Raw genomic sequence first — 21,434 nt, 5'->3', positions numbered from 1 at the left:
GCGGGGGGCGCAAAGTTTGCGTTTCGACAAATACTGCTTGCCGTATTTTTGTTATTCGTAGACTTCTGCACAGGCCCATCGCGTTTGCGTATGGGGAAGAACTGTTTGAGTGAATGCTCTGAACTCATTGCACAGTTAAATAGTGTGATGAACTGAGTACATTCTTTTAATAGATTGTTAAGAAAGTCGCTATCTTTAACAAGCGAATTGGTATAATGAACAGATAATTATATCAGTATTTTTGTTTCGTCATTGTTAAAGTTAGCCCCGTCTATCTAATAAAGATAGCAGTCAACCTTTTGGTAGCGTTAGCTATCCCTAGGAAATAACATGAAAATATTCATCATGCGTCACGGTGAAGCCGAGCATTTTGCAGATTCAGACGCAGCACGACAATTGACCCCAAGAGGCAGAGTCGAATCAGAAGCGGTTGCGAGAGCCTGTAAAGAACAGGGTTTTGCGCAATTCGATAAAGTGTTGGTGAGTCCGTACATTAGAGCTCAACAAACTTGGCAAGAGATCAGTGCGTATTTCTCTGCAAAAAGCATTGAAACTTGTGAAGATATTACACCTTATGGCCAGTCCGAGCATGTCTTCGATTTCGCAAGTGCGTTAATAGAAGTCGAACAATTGGACTCGCTTTTGTTCGTATCGCATTTGCCTTTGGTCGGTTATCTGACTTCAGAGTTTGTAAAAGACATGACACCACCGATGTTTCCTACATCAGGGCTAGTGTGCATTGAATATGATTTACAAACACAAAATGGTGAAGTGCTATGGCATATTACGCCATAAGTGTCTAAACCAAAATAAGCGTTTGCAAATTAGAGACAGAATAAGAAAGGCAGGAGATCCCTGCCTTTTCGTTTCGTCGTGTCTACAGCAAGCTTGTTACTTTTCAGGAATTGAAAGCAACACTAACAACGCACCATCACCACCAAATTCTAGTGGCGCTTGGTGAAAAGCCATAACGTCAGGATGCTGTGCTAACCAAAGTGGGGCTTTCTGTTTCAGGATGTGTTTCCCAATACCATGTTGCACACACGCACAATGAATCTCGTTTTTGATGCAATAGGCTATCATCGCACCAAGCTCGCGTTTTGCTTCTTGCTGTGTCATGCCGTGCATATCGAGGAACACGTCCGGTACATACACGCCACGACGTAGACGTTTGACTTCATAAGTGGAGACGTCGTCACGTGCATAACGAGTTGGACCTTCATCGTTTAATAGAGGGACAAACTCGTCTGAAAAGTAAAATTCAGAGTCACTCGCTTCACGGTTGGAGCGCTTGATTTCTTTTTGCTTAGTATTTTTTTTTGGTTGCTGGATTATGGTATCCTGTCGCAACTTTTTTACGCCCTGTACTGCTTCCTGAAACAAGGCGAAATCGTCATCGTTCTCGGTGTCTTTTTTGCTCATTAGGTAAACAATTTCATTAATAAACTTTATTGGCAGTATTGTAGCGCTTTTCGGAGGCAATTTTGGATAAGATTTTTGTAGAAGAAGCGGTATCGGAACTGCATACCCTTCAAGATATGATTCGTTGGACGGTAAGCCGCTTTAATGCAGCGAACCTGTTTTACGGTCATGGTACTGATAATGCGTGGGATGAAGCAGTTCAGCTTATCCTGCCAACCTTATACTTGCCGATTGATGTGCCTCCGCACGTATTGAACTCTCGCCTAACGACAAGCGAGCGTCTGCGTATTGTTGAGCGCGTAGTAAAACGCATCAACGAGCGTACGCCAACAGCATACCTAACAAACAAAGCATGGTTCTGCGGTCTTGAGTTCTTCGTTGATGAGCGTGTACTTGTGCCACGTTCTCCTATCGGCGAATTGATTCAAGCGGAATTCCAACCTTGGTTGGTGGAAGAGCCTACGCGCATCATGGACCTATGTACGGGTTCTGGTTGTATCGCGATTGCTTGTGCGCACGCTTTCCCTGAAGCAGAAGTGGATGCTATCGACATCTCTACAGATGCTCTACAAGTGGCTGAGCAAAACGTACAAGATCACGGCATGGAGCAGCAAGTGTTCCCAATTCGCTCTGATTTGTTCCGTGATCTTCCAAAAGAGAAATACAATCTAATCGTGTCCAACCCACCATATGTGGATGAAGAAGACATGAACAGCCTGCCAGATGAGTTCACGCATGAGCCTGAGCTTGGGCTAGCTGCGGGTACGGATGGTCTAAAACTAGTGCGTCGTATTCTTGCTAACGCGCCAGATTATCTAACAGATAACGGCATTCTTATTTGTGAAGTCGGAAACTCAATGATTCATATGATGGAACAGTACCCAGAGATTCCATTTACTTGGATTGAGTTCGAGAACGGCGGTCATGGCGTGTTTATGCTAACGCGTGACCAGCTGGTTGAGTGTGCAGAAGAGTTTAAACTGTACAAAGACTAATAGAGTCTTGCACTAAACATCAAAACACCGAGCTTTATGCTCGGTGTTTTTTTATGCATACCTCGCCGATATTAACTCTTTACATCAAAACGTAATAAAGCCACTATGAATCCACGAAGAATTGGAAAGCAGCTATGCTCTGTTTTGAGAGAGCGTGGCGATAAAAACTTGAGGAAGTAATGGCAGGAAACAGTATCGGACAACATTTCCGAGTGACGACATTCGGGGAAAGTCACGGTATCGCACTGGGATGTATCGTAGACGGATGTCCTCCGGGGTTGGAAATTACAGAAGCAGATCTACAAATTGATCTCGACCGCCGTCGTCCAGGCACATCACGTTACACCACACAACGTCGTGAACCGGATGAAGTTAAAATTCTTTCTGGCGTTTTTGAAGGCAAAACCACGGGCACATCGATCGGTTTGCTAATTGAAAACACCGATCAGCGCTCAAAAGACTACTCTGACATCAAAGATAAGTTCAGACCGGGTCATGCTGATTACACTTACCACCAAAAATATGGCATCCGCGACTATCGCGGTGGCGGCCGTTCTTCAGCTCGTGAAACCGCAATGCGTGTGGCTGCTGGTGCAATCGCGAAGAAATACTTAAAAGATGAGTTTGGTGTTGAGATTCGTGCTTACTTGTCACAAATGGGTGATGTATCTATCGACAAGGTAGATTGGAACGAAATCGAGAACAATGCATTCTTCTGCCCTGATGCTGACAAAGTAGAAGCATTTGACCAACTTATCCGTGACCTGAAAAAAGAAGGCGACTCTATTGGCGCAAAAATCCAGGTTGTGGCAACTAACGTGCCTGTTGGTCTTGGGGAACCCGTATTTGACCGTTTGGATGCAGACATCGCGCACGCACTAATGAGCATAAACGCGGTGAAAGGCGTGGAAATCGGAGACGGTTTCGACGTGGTAAACCAAAAAGGCAGTCAGCACCGTGATACGCTTGCTCCTGAAGGTTTTGGTAGTAATCATGCGGGTGGCATTCTTGGCGGTATCTCGACTGGTCAAGACATTGTCGCTAACATTGCGCTTAAGCCAACATCAAGTATCACTGTGCCGGGTGAGACCATCACAAAAGAAGGTGAACCAACTCAGTTGATCACCAAAGGTCGTCATGACCCATGTGTGGGTATTCGTGCTGTGCCTATCGCAGAAGCGATGCTGGCAATTGTGGTGATGGATCATTTACTACGCCACCGTGGTCAAAACCATGGCGTAACAACTGAAACACCGAAGATTTAAGAGCTTTGTGTCATTCCAGCGAGCTATAGCGAGACTAGGAATCTAATTTCAGCACGATGAAAAGAGAAAGAAACATCTCTGACAACAGAGTGCTCGGATAATAGATCCTGAATCATGCTCCTTCGTCGCTGTTCAGGATGACTGAATATAAAATTATGCCACTCACTGAATCGCGGGTGGCACAATTTTATCAGGCAACCTTTTTTGTTTAAGTAGTTTTTGCTTAATGAATCGAGCCTTCGGTTTCCAAATGGAAAGAAGGCAGACGCCACTTAAAGCGCACTGCAGCCATACGCAGCATGTAACCAGTAACCAGTGTAATGATCGTGGCAGTGACATCGGGAACATTAAATTCTAATAGCGCTAAGTACATTCCTGATGCGATAAGAGCGACAGAAGCGTAAAGCTCTTCATGCAGTACCAATGGTGTTTGGCGACAGATTAAGTCACGAAGTAGCCCACCGAATACACCAGTTACTAACGCTGAAACCATACAAATACCAGGGTGCAAGCCCATGCCCATCGCAATTTTTGTTCCGATGATACTAAACACGATTAAACCTAGTGCATCGAGGCGAATGAACAGACCTTTCAGCTTAATCACCCATTTCGCTAAACCTGTTGTTAGCACACCTGCAACACACGTAATTGCAAGGAACTCTGGGTTTTTTACCCAACCAAGAGGGTAGTGGCCTAATAGAATGTCACGTACGGTGCCACCACCAATGGCCGTTGCGCTGGCCACCAACATAACACCAAACCAGTCCATCTTTCTTCTACCAGCACTTAACGCACCTGTCATGGCTTCAGCCGTGATACCAATGATATACAACACACTTAGCAACATAGGGAAACACTCAACGTAAAAAGTCACTACGTTCTACGAGAATCAGCGTAGGCGAAGTAACAACACTTACAAACGGTTCTATCTCTCTTAAAAAGTGATTAAAACCAGCAACATGCTTGTAATCAAACGGCTTAAAAATAGCGGTTTGAACGGCATCAAAATAAGGCGAGAGTGTAGTGGTAAATAAGTACGCTGACGAATGAGAAATTGTATGGAGAAAGCGATGTTCAGATAAATTCAACTAATAACCAAAAATGTGGGGTTGCCTTTACCTCATAGCTAAAAACAGCGACAATATGCAGCGCATGTCAAACTGAAGTACAAACTCGACGATGACCCACGAATACAAAGACTTAATCACCATTTTTAATGACACCTTTTTAGAACAATTTAATACGAAATTAGAGTTAGGTGGTGATGAGCCTATTTATCTTCCTGCTGATGATGAACACCCTCATCATCGGATTATTTTTGCTCGGGGTTTTTACGCCTCTGCTTTACACGAGATCTCGCATTGGTGTGTGGCTGGTCCAGAGCGTCGTTTGCTGGAAGATTTTGGTTATTGGTATGAACCTGATGGGCGAACAGCAGAAGTTCAAGCGGAGTTTGAGAAAGTTGAAGTGCGACCTCAAGCTTATGAATGGATTCTGGCACAAAGCGCTGGCTTCCCTTTTACGGTGAGTTGTGACAATCTACACGGCGATTTTGAACCAGATAGGCTCGGCTTTATGAAAAAAGTGCATAAAGAAGTGCTAGGTATTTTGGACGTTGGCTTGCCTTTGCGAGTGAAAATGCTTTCTGATGCCCTGCGCGCATTTTATCAAACTAAGCCACTGGAAGCGTCGGACTTTTGCGTTAAATAACCACTAATAACCTCAGAGATACACCATGATTATTGAATTTGAAGAAAAACTACTGGAACTGATTGATGCTCGAATTGAAACAGCATCTGACGATGAATTGTTTGCTGGTGGTTATTTACGTGGTCACATCTCTTTATCCGCGGCGTCTTGTGAAGAAGAAGGGATTAGCGATATTACTGAGCTGAAGTCACGCATTGAGAGCAGCTTAGAAAATGCGCGTACCGAGTTAAGCCCGGCCGATCGCGTGATTGTCAGTGATTTGTGGCAGGAGCTCCAGGCTCAGGCTTAGTCCCTAAGCAGCGTTCTCCCTTTATTTAATCCTAGTCATTTACTACTTCGAAAAATTCGAACCTCTCCATAAAATTTTTGTGGTTGTAGCGAAACTGTTCAACTTTTATTCTGATCAGCATAAAACGTGAACAAAGGATTACAACCATGAAAATTGTCGCATTTGGTGCATCTACCAGCTCTACCTCAATCAACAAACTACTTGCTACATACGCAGCAAATCAAGTCGAAGGCGCTCAAGTGAATGTTCTAGACTTAAACGATTATCAAGCGCCAATGTTTAGCGAGGACAAAGAGAAAGAAATAGGTCAAGCTGAAGGGGCTGTCGCGTTTTTACGTGACTTGGCGGAGGCTGACGCTCTCGTTGTTTCCTTCGCAGAGCACAACGGTTCGTACCCAGCGGCCTATAAAAACTTGTTCGATTGGGCGACGCGCATTGAGCGTAATGTATTTCAAAACAAACCTGTCGTTTATTTAGCAACTTCCCCAGGTCCCGGTGGTGCGCAAAGTGTTCTTGCGGCGGCGACAGGTTCTGCACAATTTTTTGGCGCGGATGTAAAGGCATCGTTATCTGTGCCGAGCTTCTACGAAAATTTTGACGTGGAATCGGGTAAGGTTGTAAACCCAGAAGTGGCAGAGCAAGTGAAACAGGCAGTTGCACTGCTGAAGTAATCTCAGTACGAGCGACTTAATGAGTTAGCGATTCCCGACACGTGTCTGTGTCGGGAATCAAAACAGAGAATACTCTTACAGCTCGGTAATGGCTTTGCCTTTTCTTAGTTTACGAACCCACATTCGACTTGGGTGAAGTTCGGTCAATACATCAACCGGTAATGGCAGCGGGTCCCCACAGATCTGGGAGGCCAACACTTCAGCTAATAATGGTGCAGAGCTCAGTCCACGAGATCCTAAACCTAAGAAGCAGAATAGGTTAGGGTACTGATGAATGGTTTCTACCTCTTCTTCTTTTTGATTTTGTAAGTTGGTGTATTGCGTTTTGATCGTCTCAAAGTCACCCACATTTCCGACAAATGGTAAGTGATCTCGGCTAACACAACGAATACCTTGGCGAGATTGATTACCAGTGATATCTACCTCTTTTGCCCATGTTTGATTCGGTACACATTTCACTAGCTTTTCTGCATTATCTTTTTGGGCGTTTTCATCAAATTCGTAGTCAAGGTGACTGCGGTCGTAGCTTGCACCGATACACAAGTGTTGATTACTTGGGTTAACAGGTGTCATGTAACCGTCGTAACACAACACCGTTTTCAGCTGACTCAGCGTTTCGGTTGCTGGCGCATGACTGACTTGTCCTTTCACTTGTCCCATTGGTAGGGAAGCGGTTTGACTCAATGTCTGGAACTCATGGCCGTTCGCAATCACAACCGTTGAGTGCTCAAATGTTTGACCACTCGCTGTTAGTAGCCAGAGCTGACGCTTTTCATCCCAATCTAATGCCTCAACATGGTGTTCAAACTTCGTTGAGAGTAACGACGTCTTCTCCAATTGTTTTATTAACCCACGAGTTAACTCGGCAGGGCACAGCCACCCTCCCATTGGGTAGTGCACAGATGCCATATCAATAGGTAACCCGATAGTGTTCGCAGTCTCCTCGGCGGACAGCTTGTGAATGAGCTCTGGTGTGAAGTTACCCGCAAGTATTTTCTCCAGTTTGTCTGTGGATTTGTCATCCCACATCAACTGAGTTACGCCACACCAGTCATGATCAAAATCGATCTCTTGTGCTGCTTGTTCAACAAACTGACGTGCGAACAAAAATGCAGGAGCAAACACACGCGAAACGCCAGTATGGGGACCGTTCAACAATGGATACACGGCCCCTTGACGATTACCCGACGCTCCTTTGGCTGGTTGTTTGTCTTTACAGTAAAGGGTGACGTTTTGGCCACGACGAACTAACGTTTTCGCTAACGCCGCGCTGGCTATACCACCGCCAATGATGGCAATCGAATCAAGATTGCTAGATGCTGTGCGATTGAACCAAGGGAGATGGTTCGACTGCTTTTCACGTTGCTCCATAGAGCCGGCGATCATTTCTCGCTTAGTGCCGAAACCTTTCACCTTTTTCATTGTAAAGCCAGCTTCGTTCAAACCACGACGTACAAAGCCTGCTGCGGTAAACGTGGCAACTGTACAATCTTGCTTGGCTAGCTTTGCCATGTTGTTGAACAGGCCTTGGTTCCACATCTCTGGGTTTTTGCTTGGCGCGAATCCATCTAAGAACCAAGCATCAATCAAACCTTGTTCGTTGTATGGGACTTGCGGCATGCAGTCTTTAATGTCACCAAACCAAAGGTCGAGTGTGATTGCGCCGTCTTCTAAAACGATGCGATGACACTCCGGCACAGCGGCAGGGTAGTGCTTTTGTAACTTTTCCGCGTATTCAGCTAGCTCAGGCCAAGCTTCATGCGCCTTCTTTAAATCGGCTTTGCTTAATGGGTATTTTTCAAAGCTAATAAAATGCAGCTCTTTCAATGTTGCGTCCGGATGCTGACGACGAAACTCACTAAACCACTGGCATACTGCTAAGAAGTTTAATCCCGTGCCAAATCCTGTTTCACCAATGACAAAACGTCTTTGGTCAAATTCCTGCCATCTTTCTGGGAGATGATTTTGTTTTAAGAAAACGTAGCGTGTCTCTTCAAGACCGTTTACGTTAGAGAAGTAAACATCATCAAATTGGTCTGAAACCGGAGTACCAGCTTCGTTCCAACCAAGTTCTGCGTTTTTTATTGAAGTCATAATGGTGCAAATTTGTGATTTGGCGCGGTAAGAATGGGGCGATTGTACGAATTTATGGGAAAGCTGACCACTTTTGTTGACTATCTTAGTTATCATCTAGCGGATTTTTGAATTATAGGAATGTCATAATGAAACGAGTCGTAATCACCGGTATGGGTATTGTTTCAAGTATCGGTAACAACGTCGAAGAAGTTCTAGCGTCTCTTAAAGCGGGCAAATCTGGCATCACTGCATCTGAGCAGTTCAAAGAACACGGTCTTCGTTCGCAAGTATGGGGTGATCTAAAAATCAACCCGGCGGAACACATCGACCGTAAGCAGATGCGCTTTATGGGTGATGCGGCTGCTTATGCATACCTATCAATGGAGCAGGCAATCGCAGACGCTGGTCTTACAGAAGAGCAGGTTTCAAACGATCGTACCGGTATCGTTGCAGGTTCTGGCGGTGCTTCTGCATACAATCAAACGGTAGCGACAGACACGATGCGCGCCAAAGGCGTAAAGCGAGTTGGTCCTTACATGGTTCCTCGTACTATGTCTTCTACTGTTTCTGCTTGTCTTGCTACGCCATTTAAGATTCGTGGCGTGAACTACTCAATGAGCTCTGCATGTGCAACATCTGCACACTGTATCGGCCATGCTATGGAGCTTATTCAACTAGGCAAACAAGATATTGTTTTTGCTGGTGGCGGCGAAGAGCTAGATTGGTCTCAAACTATGATGTTTGATGCGATGGGCGCACTGTCAACCAAATACAATGACACGCCAGACAAAGCATCTCGTACATACGATGCAGACCGTGACGGTTTTGTTATCTCGGGCGGCGGCGGCATGCTGGTTATTGAAGAACTAGAGCACGCACTGGCACGTGGTGCGAAAATCTACGGTGAAATCGTAGGTTACGGTGCGACATCAGATGGCTACGACATGGTAGCGCCATCAGGTGAAGGCGCAATTCGTTGTATGAAGATGGCGATGCAAGACGTTGATGGTGTGGATTACATCAACACGCACGGCACATCGACACCAGTTGGTGACGTGAAAGAGCTTGGTGCTATCCAACAATTGTTTGGTGAGAACAGCCCTGCAATCTCTGCAACAAAAGCAATGACTGGCCACGCACTCGGCGCAGCGGGCGTGCACGAAGCGATTTACTCAACACTTATGCTAGACAAAAACTTCATTGCTCCAAGCATCAATATTTCAAACTTGGACGAAGCAGCACAAGGTCTGGACATCGTGACAGAAGCACGTGATGCAGAGCTAACGACCGTAATGTCAAACAGCTTTGGCTTTGGCGGCACAAACGCAACTTTGGTTATTAAAAAGTACCAAGGTTAACTGAATTTGTTGGCGCCTTGCGAGAGTACTGTAAACGCCAACAATCCAGTTTCCAGAGCTTGATCAGTCACACTGATCGAACAGACGCAGACTCTATCCCATGGAGAGCGGGATAGGATCCTTTTGTTCTGGAACTTTGCCCGGCTATTTAGCCGGGCTTTTTCTTTTCTCTAGGCTTCCCGTCAATCGATTCTATAGGAGTTACCTCCTTGAGGTTTATTGGTGTTATATCTTGAGATTTTTCGGGAAAAGGGCACAATCGCTTTAGTTTCGCATCTTGCGAATAAACGAACTCTTACAAATGGATGTTAGAACGCTGGCGCTATGAAAATTATTGTTGATGAAAATATGCCGTATGCTGAAGAGCTATTCAGCCAACTCGGTAACGTAATTCTAAAACCAGGTCGTACACTGACCGCCGATGATTTAGTGGATGTTGATGCCCTAATGATTCGCTCAGTCACCAAAGTTAATGCTGACCTGATCAGCAAAGCAAACAAGCTGAAGTTTGTTGGTACGGCCACGGCAGGCATGGATCATGTTGACCAAGCACTCTTAAAAGAGAAAGGCATTTTCTTCACTGCGGCGCCAGGGTGTAACAAAGTGGGTGTGGCGGAATACGCGTTCAGCGTGATGATGGTGCTCGCTCAGCAACAAGGTTTCTCGGTATTTGACAAGACGGTAGGTATTATTGGTGCAGGCCAAGTAGGTAGCTACCTAGAGAAATGTTTGAAAGGCATGGGTATGAAAGTTCTCATCAATGACCCATTCAAACAAGAGTCTGGTGATCCTCGTAGCTTTACTCCGTTGACAGAACTGATTGAAAGCTCAGACATCATTACACTACATACGCCAATCACCAAAGATGGCCCATACCCAACGCATCATTTGATTGATGAGAAGGTATTAAATGGTCTCCGCAGCGATCAAATTTTGATTAACGCGGCTCGAGGTCCCATCGTTGACAACGCTGCTTTGAAGCAACGTCTTTTGAAAAATGATGGATTTACAGCGGCACTCGACGTATTTGAATTTGAACCAGAGGTTGATATGGAGCTTCTGCCTCTGCTAGCATTCGCAACCCCTCACGTTGCAGGCTACGGCTTGGAAGGGAAAGCTCGCGGTACAACGATGATTTTCAACAGCTACTGTGAGTTCTTAAATAACGAATTACGTGCGCATGCCAGCGATTTACTGCCAACCGCGCCTGTTCCTACTATGGTATTGGACAGAGCTTGGGACGAAGCAACACTGCATAACATCACGCAGTTAATCTATGATGTGCGTAGAGATGACGCTCTTTTCCGCCGTGAAATCAGTAAGCCAGGCGCTTTTGACCTGATGCGTAAAAACTACTGGGATCGCCGTGAATACAGCGCTGTCACGCTAGTGGGTAACAAAACATGTAACCTTGCTCCATTAGCAGAACTAGGTTTTCAGATTGAGGTAAGTCAATGAGCCAGCAATATAATGTTGCCATTTTAGGTGCGACCGGTGCGGTCGGTGAAACAATTTTGGATGTGCTTCAAGAGCGCAAATTCCCAGTAGGCGAAATCTTCCTACTCGCGAGTGAGCGCAGCGAAGGCAAGACTTATCGCTTCAATGGTAAAACGGTACGCGTTCAAAACGTAGAAGAGTTCGATTGGTCTCAAGCGCATATCGCACTGTTTTCTGCTGGTGGTGAGCTATCAGCCAAGTGGGCTCCAATTGCCGCTGATGAAGGCGTGATTGTTATCGACAATACATCACACTTCCGTTACGAGTACGACATTCCTCTTGTTGTGCCAGAAGTAAACCCAGAAGCGATTGCAGAGTTTCGTAACCGTAACATCATCGCGAACCCGAACTGTTCAACCATCCAAATGCTGGTGGCACTAAAACCAATTCACGATGCGGTGGGCATTGAGCGTATTAACGTATCAACTTACCAATCGGTGTCTGGTGCAGGCAAAGCGGGTATCGATGAGCTAGCAGGTCAAACGGCGAAGCTGCTAAACGGTCTGCCTGCAGACAAGAAGCAATTCTCTCAACAGATCGCGTTTAACTGTATTCCACAAATCGATCAAATGATGGAAAACGGCTACACCAAAGAAGAAATGAAAATGGTGTGGGAAACACAGAAGATCTTTAACGATCCATCAATCACAGTCAATCCAACGTGTGTACGTGTTCCTGTATTCTACGGTCACGCAGAAGCACTTCACATTGAGACTCGTTCACCTATCGATGCACAAGAAGTCGTTAACTTGCTTGAGCAAACTGACGGTATCGAAGTGTTCCACGGTGAAGACTTCCCTACACAAGTTCGCGATGCGGGCGGTAAAGACCATGTAATGGTTGGCCGTATCCGTAACGATATCAGCCATCATAGCGGCGTAAACCTGTGGGTTGTTGCTGATAACGTGCGTAAAGGCGCGGCAACTAACGCGGTGCAAATCGCAGAAGTTCTGATCCGCGATTACTACTAAGTCGCTTACAGTTCATTTCAAAGCCTCGCACAGTGCGAGGCTTTTTTGTACGAACGAAACAAAATAGTGTGAGATTAGTACGAATATGGCGAGAGCCACACATTTTTTATTCTCAACGCTATAGTTTTGCATGCGATATCCGATATATTTAACCGATCACCATTTCAAATTGTATTTAGCACAAAACTGAGCCTTCTATGCGTCAAAATTATAAGCGTTTGTTAGCAGCCCTTGTGTTGATGAGCGCGACTCAGACATCATCAGTGGTTCAAGCCGAAGGAATTCGTCTTGTTGGACCGTCTGGTGAAGTGCAATCATCTCCGAGCTATGCTGAAGATATTGAGCGAGCATTACCTGCTCCTCCTGCGAATACTCAACCGTCACGTTTCTTTGGTCCGACTGGTGAAAATCAAACACTATGGTCGATCGCTTCAGAATTACGACCTTCACGCGGTGTTACCGTTCAACAAACGCTTCTTGCCATTTACCGAATTAACCCTCAAGCGTTTGAGAACCAAAACATTCATGAATTGATCCCAGGGAGTCGGCTACGAGTACCTTCTCTAGAGCAAGTGCAAAGCGCGACCACAGCGCAAGCTGTTGCGATTATGAAGGCGCATGAAGCTAAGTTAAAACAGCCGAAGCCGACAAATAGAGCGACGCCAGCACAACGAGTCACCGAGCAACCAAAGCCACAAATTAAAGTAGAACCCAAGCCTGCGACTAAGCCAGAGACAGTGGCAGCAAAGGAGCCAAAACCAACTCCGAAAACAATACCCGTCATCCCTGCGCCACCAGTAACCACCTCTCCGCAGGGTGAAAAGCAGGTCAGTGCGCTGAAGGACAAACTTCAAGGCTCACAAAGTGAATTAGAGTCATTAGAAGAGAAGAACCATCGTCTTCGATTGATGCTGTCAGAAGTGCAAAGCGAAGTCGAAACTTTGAAAAGCGAGCTGAATGACGAAGAACGCATTCGCTCAGAAGTCGAGAAACTGCTTGCAGAAGAGCGCCAGCGCCTTGCTGAACAACAACGCATGCAACCAAGCACCATGGACAAAATTTTGTCTAATGGTTGGCTTGTTGGTCTTGCGGCATTAATTCCTGGTGCTTTGATTGCGTTGCTAGTTGTTATGCTTCTTGGTCGACGCTCTAAAGCGAAAGAGGAAGAAGCGGCTGCACAGGAACAGCAAAACGTTGATCCTCTTGCGGCGCCAATCGGTTTAGCGGTGGCGGATGAGCTGGATGAAGAGCTCACGCTTGATGATGAATTGTTTGCAGATGAAGATATCAACACACAGTCTTTACAAGAAGAGAAGTCAGATTTAGAAGAAGACGTCTTTGCTAACCTCGACGATGAAGAACTTGATTTCAATCTGGAAGGGGACGATGACCCATTTGCAGATATTGGCGATGACGGTGACCTAGATGTTGGTCTGGATGAGTTTGAGTCATCGAACAATGGTATCCAAGTCAACGGCGAAGAAAAGGCGCTTGGTTTAGAAGAAATGGAGCGAGCCTTAGATGAGGTTGCTCCAGAACTAGAAGTGCTCGATGACGATGAGTCTGGCTTCGATCTTTCGGATGATGCGAATGAGAAATCAGACTCGCTTTCAGACGACGCATTTGCCGAGTTACTTGCAGCTGATGAGCCGTCAGAAGAGTTACCAAGTGACACTGTCGACCAGGATATGCTTGATGACTTGTTTGCTGAACTTGGCAACGATGACTTCGATTTAGATACTGATGAGCCTGAGTTAAAACAGCCCGTTTCGGATGATGACTTTAGTGTAGGAGAGGCATCTGACGACGATATCGATAAGCTATTGGCCCAGTATGAACAACCGGCTAGTGAATCGGAAGTTCGAGAAGCTGACGCCAATGAAGGTCCTGTTCTAGATGAAAACAGTACAGAGCTACTCGATGAACTCATTGATTTTGATGAAGATGACACAGACGAGTTTGATCCACTAAACGAGCTAGAAGCAATCTCTGGTTTTGAAGGTGATGACTCGATCGAAGAGTTAGACGCAGATAGCACAGACTTACTGGATGAACTCATTGATGATGTTACCTCTGAACTTGATGAAGAGACTGAAGCTGATTTAGATCCGTTTGATGATCTGATTCGAGAGGACGAGAGCCCAGAGCAGAATAAATCGGAAGAGGAAGAGTTACTGAAATCACTTGGTTTTGGTGAATCAGACGCCGACGAAAAGCCATCTCCCGTAGTTGAGTCAGAGCAAACTCATGAAGATCAGGACATTGAGTCTGGGTTGGACATCGACGCTTTATTAAGTGAAAGCCAGCCAGACACGCAACAAGCTGTAGAAGATCAACCATTAACCGAGCCAGAGGCTGCTTCAGAGCCATTTAGCAGCGATGAATTTCTTGGTGATTTAGAGGACCTCTCACCAGAGAATGATCCTTTAATGAGCGAGCTAGACGACCTATTTGAGTCAGACAGTGAAGAACTTCTGCCAACAGAACAAGAAAAAGCGGATTTTTCTGCTGAACTTGACGCTCTATTTGATAGTGAAGACGATTTACCGCAGCAAGTTGAAAAAACACAAACGGAGATAGAGGAAGCTTCATCACTACAACAAGAGGCTACCGATACTGATTCAACACAAGAACCATCCGTGGAGTCCGATGCTGAGGTACAGCCTCACGTTGAGCAAGAGGAAGACATTCCAGCCTTCACGCCGACACCAAATACAATAGAAAATGAATTCGGTGTTCCACAAGAAGAAGATTGGCTACTGGATGAGCCTGAATTGGAGCCGGAAACTGAGTCGACCAACGATTCAGAAGAAGAATTCAATTTTGATGAGCTAGATCTTCCAGAATTCAGCGAAGAAGATGCTCTAGCATCTATGGCTGGCGAACCTGCGTTAGAAACGTCCGAGTCCGTTGAACCAGAACAAATTGAAGCCGACTTGCCAGCTGAGTCCGAAGAAGAGTTCAATTTTGACGAGCTGGATCTTCCTGAGTTTAGTGAAGAAGACGCATTGGCGTCCATGGCTGGCGAACCTGCGTTAGAAACGCCCGAGTCCGTTGAGCCAGAACAGGTTGAAGCAGACTTGCCAGCTGAATCAGAAGATGAATTCAATTTTGATGAGCTCGATTTGCCAGAGTTCAGTGAAGAAGATGCACTGGCGTCTATGGCTGGCGAACCTACGTTAGAAACGTCCGAGTCCGTTGAGCCAGAACAAGTTGAAGCCGACTTGCCAACTGAGTCCGAAGAAGAGTTCAATTTTGATGAGCTCGATTTGCCAGAGTTCAGTGAAGAAGATGCACTGGCGTCTATGGCTGGCGAACCTGCGTTAGAAACGTCCGAGTCCGTTGAACCAGAACAAGTTGAAGCCGACTTGCCAACTGAATCAGAAGATGAATTCAATTTTGATGAGCTAGATCTTCCTGAGTTTAGTGAAGAAGACGCATTGGCGTCTATGGCGGATGAGCCGGAGTTAGAAACGTCCGAGTCCGTTGAGCCAGAACAGGTTGAAGCAGACTTACCAGCTGAATCAGAAGATGAATTCAATTTTGATGAGCTGGATCTTCCTGAGTTTAGTGAAGAAGACGCATTGGCGTCTATGGTGGATGAGCCGGAGTTAGAAACGTCCGAGTCCATTGAACTAGAACAAGTTGAAGCCGACTTGCCAACTGAGTCCGAAGAAGAGTTCAATTTTGATGAGCTCGATTTGCCAGAGTTCAGCGAAGAAGATGCCTTGGCGTCGATGGAAGAAGAGCCAGAATTACCGAGCTCTGAGACTGCAGATATAGAACCAATCTCCGGTGAGGATGAAGAGTTAAGTTTTGACGACCAAGATCTTCCAGAGTTCAATGAGGAAGATGTTCTCGCGTCAATGAACGAGGGTGCTTCAGGGAGCCCTAAGGTTGAAGCAGAGACATCGAGACCAGCTATTCAAGCCGATAACGATCATGATGCTTTGTTTGAAGTATTTGCGCAGCAAAACGGCTTTGATACTGACCCAGAAGTGCAGCCAACAGCGACAGAGGGTGAGCCGCTCAGTAATTTGGATGATGAATCATCAATGGCTAACCTTCTTGCGGAAGACGCAAACTCAGAAGTATTTGAAGGTAAACTAGACAGTGACACCATCGCAAGTGCAGGTATGGATTTTGAAACCATGCTTGATGTTGGAGATGATTGGGATGGCTTTAAACCCGCTGCTGATAACGTAAGTTCTACTGAAGAAGTGCCTGAGGACCAGCGTGATGTTTGGAATTCGAGTGATGCACTAAGTCAGCCAGAGATCGCGCAAGAAAACTGGGCAGAGCAAAGCGACTTGGATGACTTCGACCCGAAGAAAAATCAATTTATGACGATTGATGAATTGATGGCTCAGGTCGACAGAGAAGGTGGTGAGTTCGAAGAAGAAGACCTTAAGCTCGATGTCGGATTGAACGAGTTTCCAGATGTTATCGGTGAGATCGGCGATATTGACGTAGATAGCAATGCTGAAGCGGCTGGGAAACTGGATTTGGCTAAAATCTATCTCGAGATGAACGATTCTCAAGGGGCGATTAAACTACTAGAAGAGGCGATTGTTTACGGTGAGGATGATATTCGCCGCGAAGCAAAAAGCCTGATTGACGCCATTAATGGCCGATAAACCGAAACAAAAGGGTAGCGTTTGCTACCCTTTTTGTGTCCCGTTAGTAGGATGCTACCTTTATGTCACCCTTGGTGAAACTGGCAACTTGAGGTGACTTGAGTATATACTTCCCGCCCCATTTTAGAGTTCGAAGGTTAAGATGAGAATCGCATTAGGTATCGAGTACAACGGTACAAACTACTTTGGTTGGCAGCGCCAAAGAGAAGTGAAAAGTGTCCAAGAAGAGCTAGAGAAAGCATTGTCCGTCGTCGCTAATCACCCAGTTGAAGTTCAGTGTGCTGGTCGGACAGACGCAGGCGTGCATGGCACGGGACAAGTTGTGCACTTTGATACCAACGTTACTCGAAAAATGGTAGCTTGGACCATGGGCGCAAACGCGAACATGCCGAGCGATATAGCGGTTCGTTGGGCTCAAGAAGTTTCAGATGATTTCCATGCAAGATTCTCAGCGACAGCGCGCCGTTATCGTTACATTATTTTCAATCATGCTTTACGTCCAGGCATCTTAAACTCGGGGGTTAGTCACTATCATGGTGAGCTCGACGAGAAAAAAATGCATGAAGCAGGGCAGTTCCTACTTGGCGAAAATGATTTTACGTCGTTTCGCGCGGCGCATTGTCAGTCTCGCAGCCCATTTCGAAACTTGATGCATCTGAACGTTACGCGCCATGGGAACTATGTGGTTATTGATATTAAAGCTAATGCGTTCGTGCATCATATGGTTCGTAATATCACGGGTAGCTTGATAAAAGTTGGACGTGGCGAAGAGAGTCCTGAATGGATCAAGTGGTTATTAGAAGCCAAAGATCGCAAACTAGCGGGTGCGACAGCGAAAGCGGAAGGTCTGTACCTGGTAGATGTAGACTACCCAGAAGAGTTTGGGTTACCTGAAGTGCCGATCGGTCCACTGTTTTTACCAGATAATTTGAACTAATTTTACAAACTTATTTCAAAATATCGGTAGTGTTTACATTGAATGTGAACGGAAAACATACGCTATTTACGATATCAAAAATAGGTACAACCAGTTTTTTATCTACAGTAGCTGCAAGATATGGTTTAATCCGTCGGTATTATGTCGAATTTATATCTTTCGCAATGAAGCGGAAGAGTTGAGAGAAAAGGTCTTCCATGAGTTGGCTTGAAAAGATTTTAGAGAAAAGCAATCTAGTAAGTTCACGCAAAGCTTCTATCCCAGAAGGTGTGTGGACTAAATGTACCTCTTGTGAACAGGTTTTATACCATGCAGAGCTAGAGCGTAACTTAGAAGTTTGTCCAAAGTGTAACCATCACATGCGTATGAAAGCGCGTCGTCGTTTGGAAACATTTTTAGATGAAGGTAATCGAGTTGAATTAGGTTCTGAACTTGAGCCACAGGATAAACTGAAATTTAAAGATTCTAAGCGATACAAAGAGCGTATCTCTGCTGCACAAAAAAATAGCGGTGAGAAAGATGCGCTAGTTGTGATGCAGGGTGAATTGCTTGGTCTGCCGCTTGTGGCGTGTGCGTTTGAATTCTCCTTTATGGGTGGTTCAATGGGTTCAGTCGTTGGTGCTCGCTTTGTGAAAGCAGTGGATGCAGCCATTGAAAATAACTGTGCGCTTGTTTGTTTCTCAGCAAGTGGTGGTGCTCGTATGCAAGAGGCTTTAATGTCTCTTATGCAAATGGCAAAAACCAGTGCTGCGCTTGAGCGTTTATCAGAAAAAGGTCTGCCGTTTATTTCTGTTCTAACTGACCCTACAATGGGTGGTGTATCAGCAAGTTTGGCTATGTTGGGTGATATCAACATCGGTGAACCTAAGGCCCTCATTGGCTTTGCTGGTCGTCGTGTAATCGAGCAAACTGTACGTGAAGATCTTCCTGAAGGTTTCCAGCGTAGTGAGTTCCTACTTGATCACGGTGCTATTGATATGATCGTTGACCGTCGTGAAATGCGTCAGCGTGTGGGTGGTCTTATCGCTAAGATGACTAACCACAAGTCTCCTTTGGTGGTTTCGGTTAACGAATCTCCAAATGAAGAGCCATATTCTGTACCAGAAGCGGACGAAAAAGGGTAAAGTATCAACTAACATAAAAACCAAAGAATTTAATGGTTAAAGTTAGATGACCCAAAACCCAATTCCTCAAGCCACATCTTCATTAGAGATGTGGCTTGATTATTTAGCAAATATTCATTCCTCAGCAATTGATCTAGGCTTAGACCGTGTCCAAGCGGTAGCAAACAAAGCCAATCTTACCAAACCAGCTCCAACCGTAATCACCGTTGCCGGAACCAATGGCAAAGGCTCAACGTGTGCGTTAATGGAAGCCATTTTACTTGATGCTGGCTATTCAGTCGGTGTTTATAGTTCTCCGCACCTGATTCGTTACAACGAGCGTGTACGCATTAATGGCGTTGACGTTGTAGATGCCAAGCACTGTGAAGCATTCGATTATGTAGAAAAGCAGCGTGGTGATGTTAGCCTTAGCCTCTTTGAATTCGGTACGCTTGCTGCGCTACGTATTTTCCAAGTAGAGAAAGTTGACGTTGTCTTACTTGAAGTAGGACTTGGCGGCCGTCTAGACGCCACTAACGTTGTTGACCATGATGTTTCTGTTATTACGAGCTTAGCGATCGATCATGTGGATTGGCTTGGTGATGACATCAATGTTATTGGTTTTGAAAAAGCGGGCATTTACCGTTCAGGGAAGCCAGCAATTTGTGGTCAACCGACGCCACCAGCGACCGTGGCGGCTCATGCTGACGATATTGGTTCTGAGTTCTTCCAAGTAGGTATTCAGTACGATTACCAACTAACTGATAATGGTTGGAAATGGAGCAGTGGGGCATTTGAGTTAGAGGATTTACCAATCCCATCGCTACCATTACAAAATGCAGCCACTGCACTGATGGCACTAGGGGCTTCGGAATTGCAAATCACTGACATAAATATTGTCAATGGCTTGAATAATGCTCGTTTGGCGGGGCGTATGCAAGTACTGCATCACGAACCTGAAATAGTCCTTGATGTCGCTCATAACCCGCACTCTGCTGAGTATTTGGTAGAAAGAGTGAAGCAACAATATCTGGGTAAGAATATCCATATTGTGGTTGCAATGCTGCATGACAAGGACATTAAAGCAACCATTGAAGCGCTAACTCCAGTTGCAACACAATGGTATCCAGCGTCGCTTACTGGACCGAGAGCGGCGACCGCTGATGAATTGTGCCAATACTTACCTGATGGGCAAGTTCATTTTGAAAACCCTGTTGACGCCTTCGAGAGTGCGAGAAGCCACGCAAAGGCAGGAGACGTTATTCTGGTGGTTGGCTCATTCCATACCGTCGGAGAGGTATTGGAACATTGGCAATCAAATAATAAATAAGCAAAGGTATTTTGATGGCAAGTAAATTCCAAAGTCGTTTAGTCGGCACCATCATTCTAGTCGCAGTCGGAGTCATTGTTCTTCCCGATGTGCTAGATGGTAAGAAACTGCACTACAAAGAAGAATTTGCCAGTATTCCTATCAAACCAGAACTTGATAGTGATGTGGAAAACTTCGAAATATTAGAGCCAGTGGAAGACGACATTACGTTACCGGATTCTCCGGTTGAAGCTGTAGTGCAAGAACGTGAGGATGCTCAAGTAGCCGTTTCTGAGCCCGAGCCAGTGCCAACATCTAAACCTGAGGTCATCAAACAACCAGAGCAAGTTGAGGTCGTCACTCGTCCTGTTCAAGAGAAAAATCAATATGAAGATTCAGCTTGGATCATTCAGTTGATGGCACTTAAGAATCACGAAAATGCTGTCGCGCTTGTCGCGGATTTGCAAAAGCGTGGTTATCAAGCTCACACAAAGAAAGAAAACGAGTTTACGAGAGTGATTGTTGGCCCTGATGTGTCAAAAAGTAAACTTGAACGACAAGTTCAAGAATTACAAAAAATTACAGGTTCAAAAGGTCAATTGCTTAAATTTAAGCCATTAAATCCATAAGAAAACGTTTGCGTCAGCATTTTTTCTGTTAAAATGCGCGCCAACTTAAGATGAAGAAAAGATGAATTGGATAGATTTTATCATTTTAGGTGTGATCGGATTTTCAGCTCTGATCAGTTTAGTTCGCGGTTTTGCTAAAGAAGCTTTGTCTTTGGTGATTTGGTTCGGAGCGTTTTTTATCTCCAGTAATTACTATGCCAAATTGGCGGTGTACTTCACCAACATCGAAGATGATATGTTTCGTAACGGAGCGGCGATTGCGGCGTTATTTGTCGCAACCTTGGTAGTTGGTGCAGTGGTGAATTACGTCATTGGTCAACTGGTACAAAAAACAGGGCTATCAGGTACGGACCGAATTCTCGGGATTGTATTTGGTGGTCTACGCGGAGTCTTAATTGTTTCTGCGGTGCTGTTTTTTATGGATGCGTTTACTGCATTCCCAAGCTCGGATTGGTGGAAAGATTCACAGTTGATCCCTGAGTTCAGCCGTATCATCGCCCCATTCTTCGAGCATTTACAAGCAACATCAAGTTTTCTGTCTGGCACTATCTAGTAGTGCCAGCTA

The 21,434-nt window shown here is 45.4% G+C and carries 18 protein-coding genes; 15 read left to right on the top strand and 3 right to left on the bottom strand.

Features of this window, described 5'->3' with window-relative positions:
• Nucleotides 1-330 precede the first annotated feature (330 nt).
• Nucleotides 331-795, top strand: a complete 465-nt coding sequence (gene sixA, locus MTF70_RS01375) for a phosphohistidine phosphatase SixA (RefSeq protein ID WP_005380537.1) — start codon at nt 331-333, stop codon at nt 793-795.
• A gap of 96 nt (nt 796-891) precedes the next feature.
• Here the strand turns inward: sixA and smrB are convergent, their stop codons facing one another.
• Nucleotides 892-1,422, bottom strand: a complete 531-nt coding sequence (gene smrB, locus MTF70_RS01370; RefSeq protein WP_005380539.1) for an endonuclease SmrB — start codon at nt 1,420-1,422, stop codon at nt 892-894.
• A gap of 62 nt (nt 1,423-1,484) precedes the next feature.
• Here smrB and prmB point away from each other — a divergent pair, with 62 nt between their 5' ends.
• Both prmB and aroC read left to right on the top strand, forming a co-directional pair.
• Nucleotides 1,485-2,417: a 50S ribosomal protein L3 N(5)-glutamine methyltransferase gene (gene prmB, locus MTF70_RS01365; protein ID WP_005380541.1), complete on the top strand. Its 933-nt coding sequence runs from the start codon at nt 1,485-1,487 to the stop codon at nt 2,415-2,417.
• A gap of 179 nt (nt 2,418-2,596) precedes the next feature.
• Nucleotides 2,597-3,682: a chorismate synthase gene (gene aroC / locus MTF70_RS01360; RefSeq protein WP_017820803.1), complete on the top strand. Its 1,086-nt coding sequence runs from the start codon at nt 2,597-2,599 to the stop codon at nt 3,680-3,682.
• 223 nt (nt 3,683-3,905) lie between these two features.
• On the opposite strand, the gene MTF70_RS01355 is transcribed toward aroC, so the two are convergent.
• Nucleotides 3,906-4,529, bottom strand: coding sequence for a trimeric intracellular cation channel family protein (locus MTF70_RS01355; RefSeq protein WP_005380544.1), 624 nt, complete (start codon nt 4,527-4,529; stop codon nt 3,906-3,908).
• 332 nt (nt 4,530-4,861) lie between these two features.
• Here MTF70_RS01355 and MTF70_RS01350 point away from each other — a divergent pair, with 332 nt between their 5' ends.
• From MTF70_RS01350 to MTF70_RS01340, 3 genes are all read left to right on the top strand, one after another.
• Nucleotides 4,862-5,392, top strand: a complete 531-nt coding sequence (locus MTF70_RS01350; RefSeq protein ID WP_248393829.1) for an elongation factor P hydroxylase — start codon at nt 4,862-4,864, stop codon at nt 5,390-5,392.
• Nucleotides 5,393-5,417: 25 nt separating this feature from the next.
• Nucleotides 5,418-5,681, top strand: a complete 264-nt coding sequence (locus MTF70_RS01345) for a YfcL family protein (protein ID WP_017635933.1) — start codon at nt 5,418-5,420, stop codon at nt 5,679-5,681.
• 146 nt (nt 5,682-5,827) lie between these two features.
• Complete coding sequence (locus MTF70_RS01340; protein WP_005380552.1) at nt 5,828-6,352, top strand: NADPH-dependent FMN reductase; 525 nt, start codon at nt 5,828-5,830, stop codon at nt 6,350-6,352.
• A gap of 75 nt (nt 6,353-6,427) precedes the next feature.
• Here the strand turns inward: MTF70_RS01340 and mnmC are convergent, their stop codons facing one another.
• A complete protein-coding gene (mnmC, locus tag MTF70_RS01335; RefSeq protein ID WP_017820802.1) occupies nt 6,428-8,446 on the bottom strand; it encodes a bifunctional tRNA (5-methylaminomethyl-2-thiouridine)(34)-methyltransferase MnmD/FAD-dependent 5-carboxymethylaminomethyl-2-thiouridine(34) oxidoreductase MnmC in 2,019 nt (672 codons plus the stop codon).
• Nucleotides 8,447-8,574: 128 nt separating this feature from the next.
• Here mnmC and fabB point away from each other — a divergent pair, with 128 nt between their 5' ends.
• From fabB to MTF70_RS01290, 9 genes are all read left to right on the top strand, one after another.
• Nucleotides 8,575-9,786, top strand: coding sequence for a beta-ketoacyl-ACP synthase I (fabB, locus tag MTF70_RS01330; RefSeq protein WP_005380557.1), 1,212 nt, complete (start codon nt 8,575-8,577; stop codon nt 9,784-9,786).
• Between the two features lie 324 nt (nt 9,787-10,110).
• Nucleotides 10,111-11,244: a 4-phosphoerythronate dehydrogenase gene (locus tag MTF70_RS01325; RefSeq protein WP_017820801.1), complete on the top strand. Its 1,134-nt coding sequence runs from the start codon at nt 10,111-10,113 to the stop codon at nt 11,242-11,244.
• A complete protein-coding gene (locus tag MTF70_RS01320; protein ID WP_005380562.1) occupies nt 11,241-12,254 on the top strand; it encodes an aspartate-semialdehyde dehydrogenase in 1,014 nt (337 codons plus the stop codon). Before MTF70_RS01325 ends, MTF70_RS01320 begins: the two co-directional genes overlap by 4 nt.
• A gap of 197 nt (nt 12,255-12,451) precedes the next feature.
• Nucleotides 12,452-16,891, top strand: coding sequence for a FimV/HubP family polar landmark protein (locus MTF70_RS01315; protein ID WP_248393827.1), 4,440 nt, complete (start codon nt 12,452-12,454; stop codon nt 16,889-16,891).
• 142 nt (nt 16,892-17,033) lie between these two features.
• Nucleotides 17,034-17,828 (top strand): tRNA pseudouridine(38-40) synthase TruA, encoded by a 795-nt coding sequence (gene truA / locus MTF70_RS01310; RefSeq protein WP_025767185.1) that lies wholly within the window; start codon nt 17,034-17,036, stop codon nt 17,826-17,828.
• Nucleotides 17,829-18,025: 197 nt separating this feature from the next.
• Nucleotides 18,026-18,952, top strand: a complete 927-nt coding sequence (accD, locus tag MTF70_RS01305) for an acetyl-CoA carboxylase, carboxyltransferase subunit beta (protein ID WP_005380583.1) — start codon at nt 18,026-18,028, stop codon at nt 18,950-18,952.
• Between the two features lie 46 nt (nt 18,953-18,998).
• Complete coding sequence (gene folC, locus MTF70_RS01300; RefSeq protein ID WP_005380586.1) at nt 18,999-20,261, top strand: bifunctional tetrahydrofolate synthase/dihydrofolate synthase; 1,263 nt, start codon at nt 18,999-19,001, stop codon at nt 20,259-20,261.
• Between the two features lie 14 nt (nt 20,262-20,275).
• Nucleotides 20,276-20,869, top strand: coding sequence for an SPOR domain-containing protein (locus MTF70_RS01295; protein ID WP_005380588.1), 594 nt, complete (start codon nt 20,276-20,278; stop codon nt 20,867-20,869).
• Nucleotides 20,870-20,930: 61 nt separating this feature from the next.
• Nucleotides 20,931-21,422, top strand: a complete 492-nt coding sequence (locus MTF70_RS01290; RefSeq protein ID WP_005380590.1) for a CvpA family protein — start codon at nt 20,931-20,933, stop codon at nt 21,420-21,422.
• Nucleotides 21,423-21,434: the final 12 nt, after the last annotated feature.

It is taken from the genome of Vibrio sp. 2CM40D (genome assembly GCF_023161825.1).
GTDB classification, from domain to species: domain Bacteria; phylum Pseudomonadota; class Gammaproteobacteria; order Enterobacterales; family Vibrionaceae; genus Vibrio; species Vibrio alginolyticus.
Note: the sequence above shows the minus strand (reverse complement) of the source record. Positions and strands in the feature narration are given on the sequence as shown.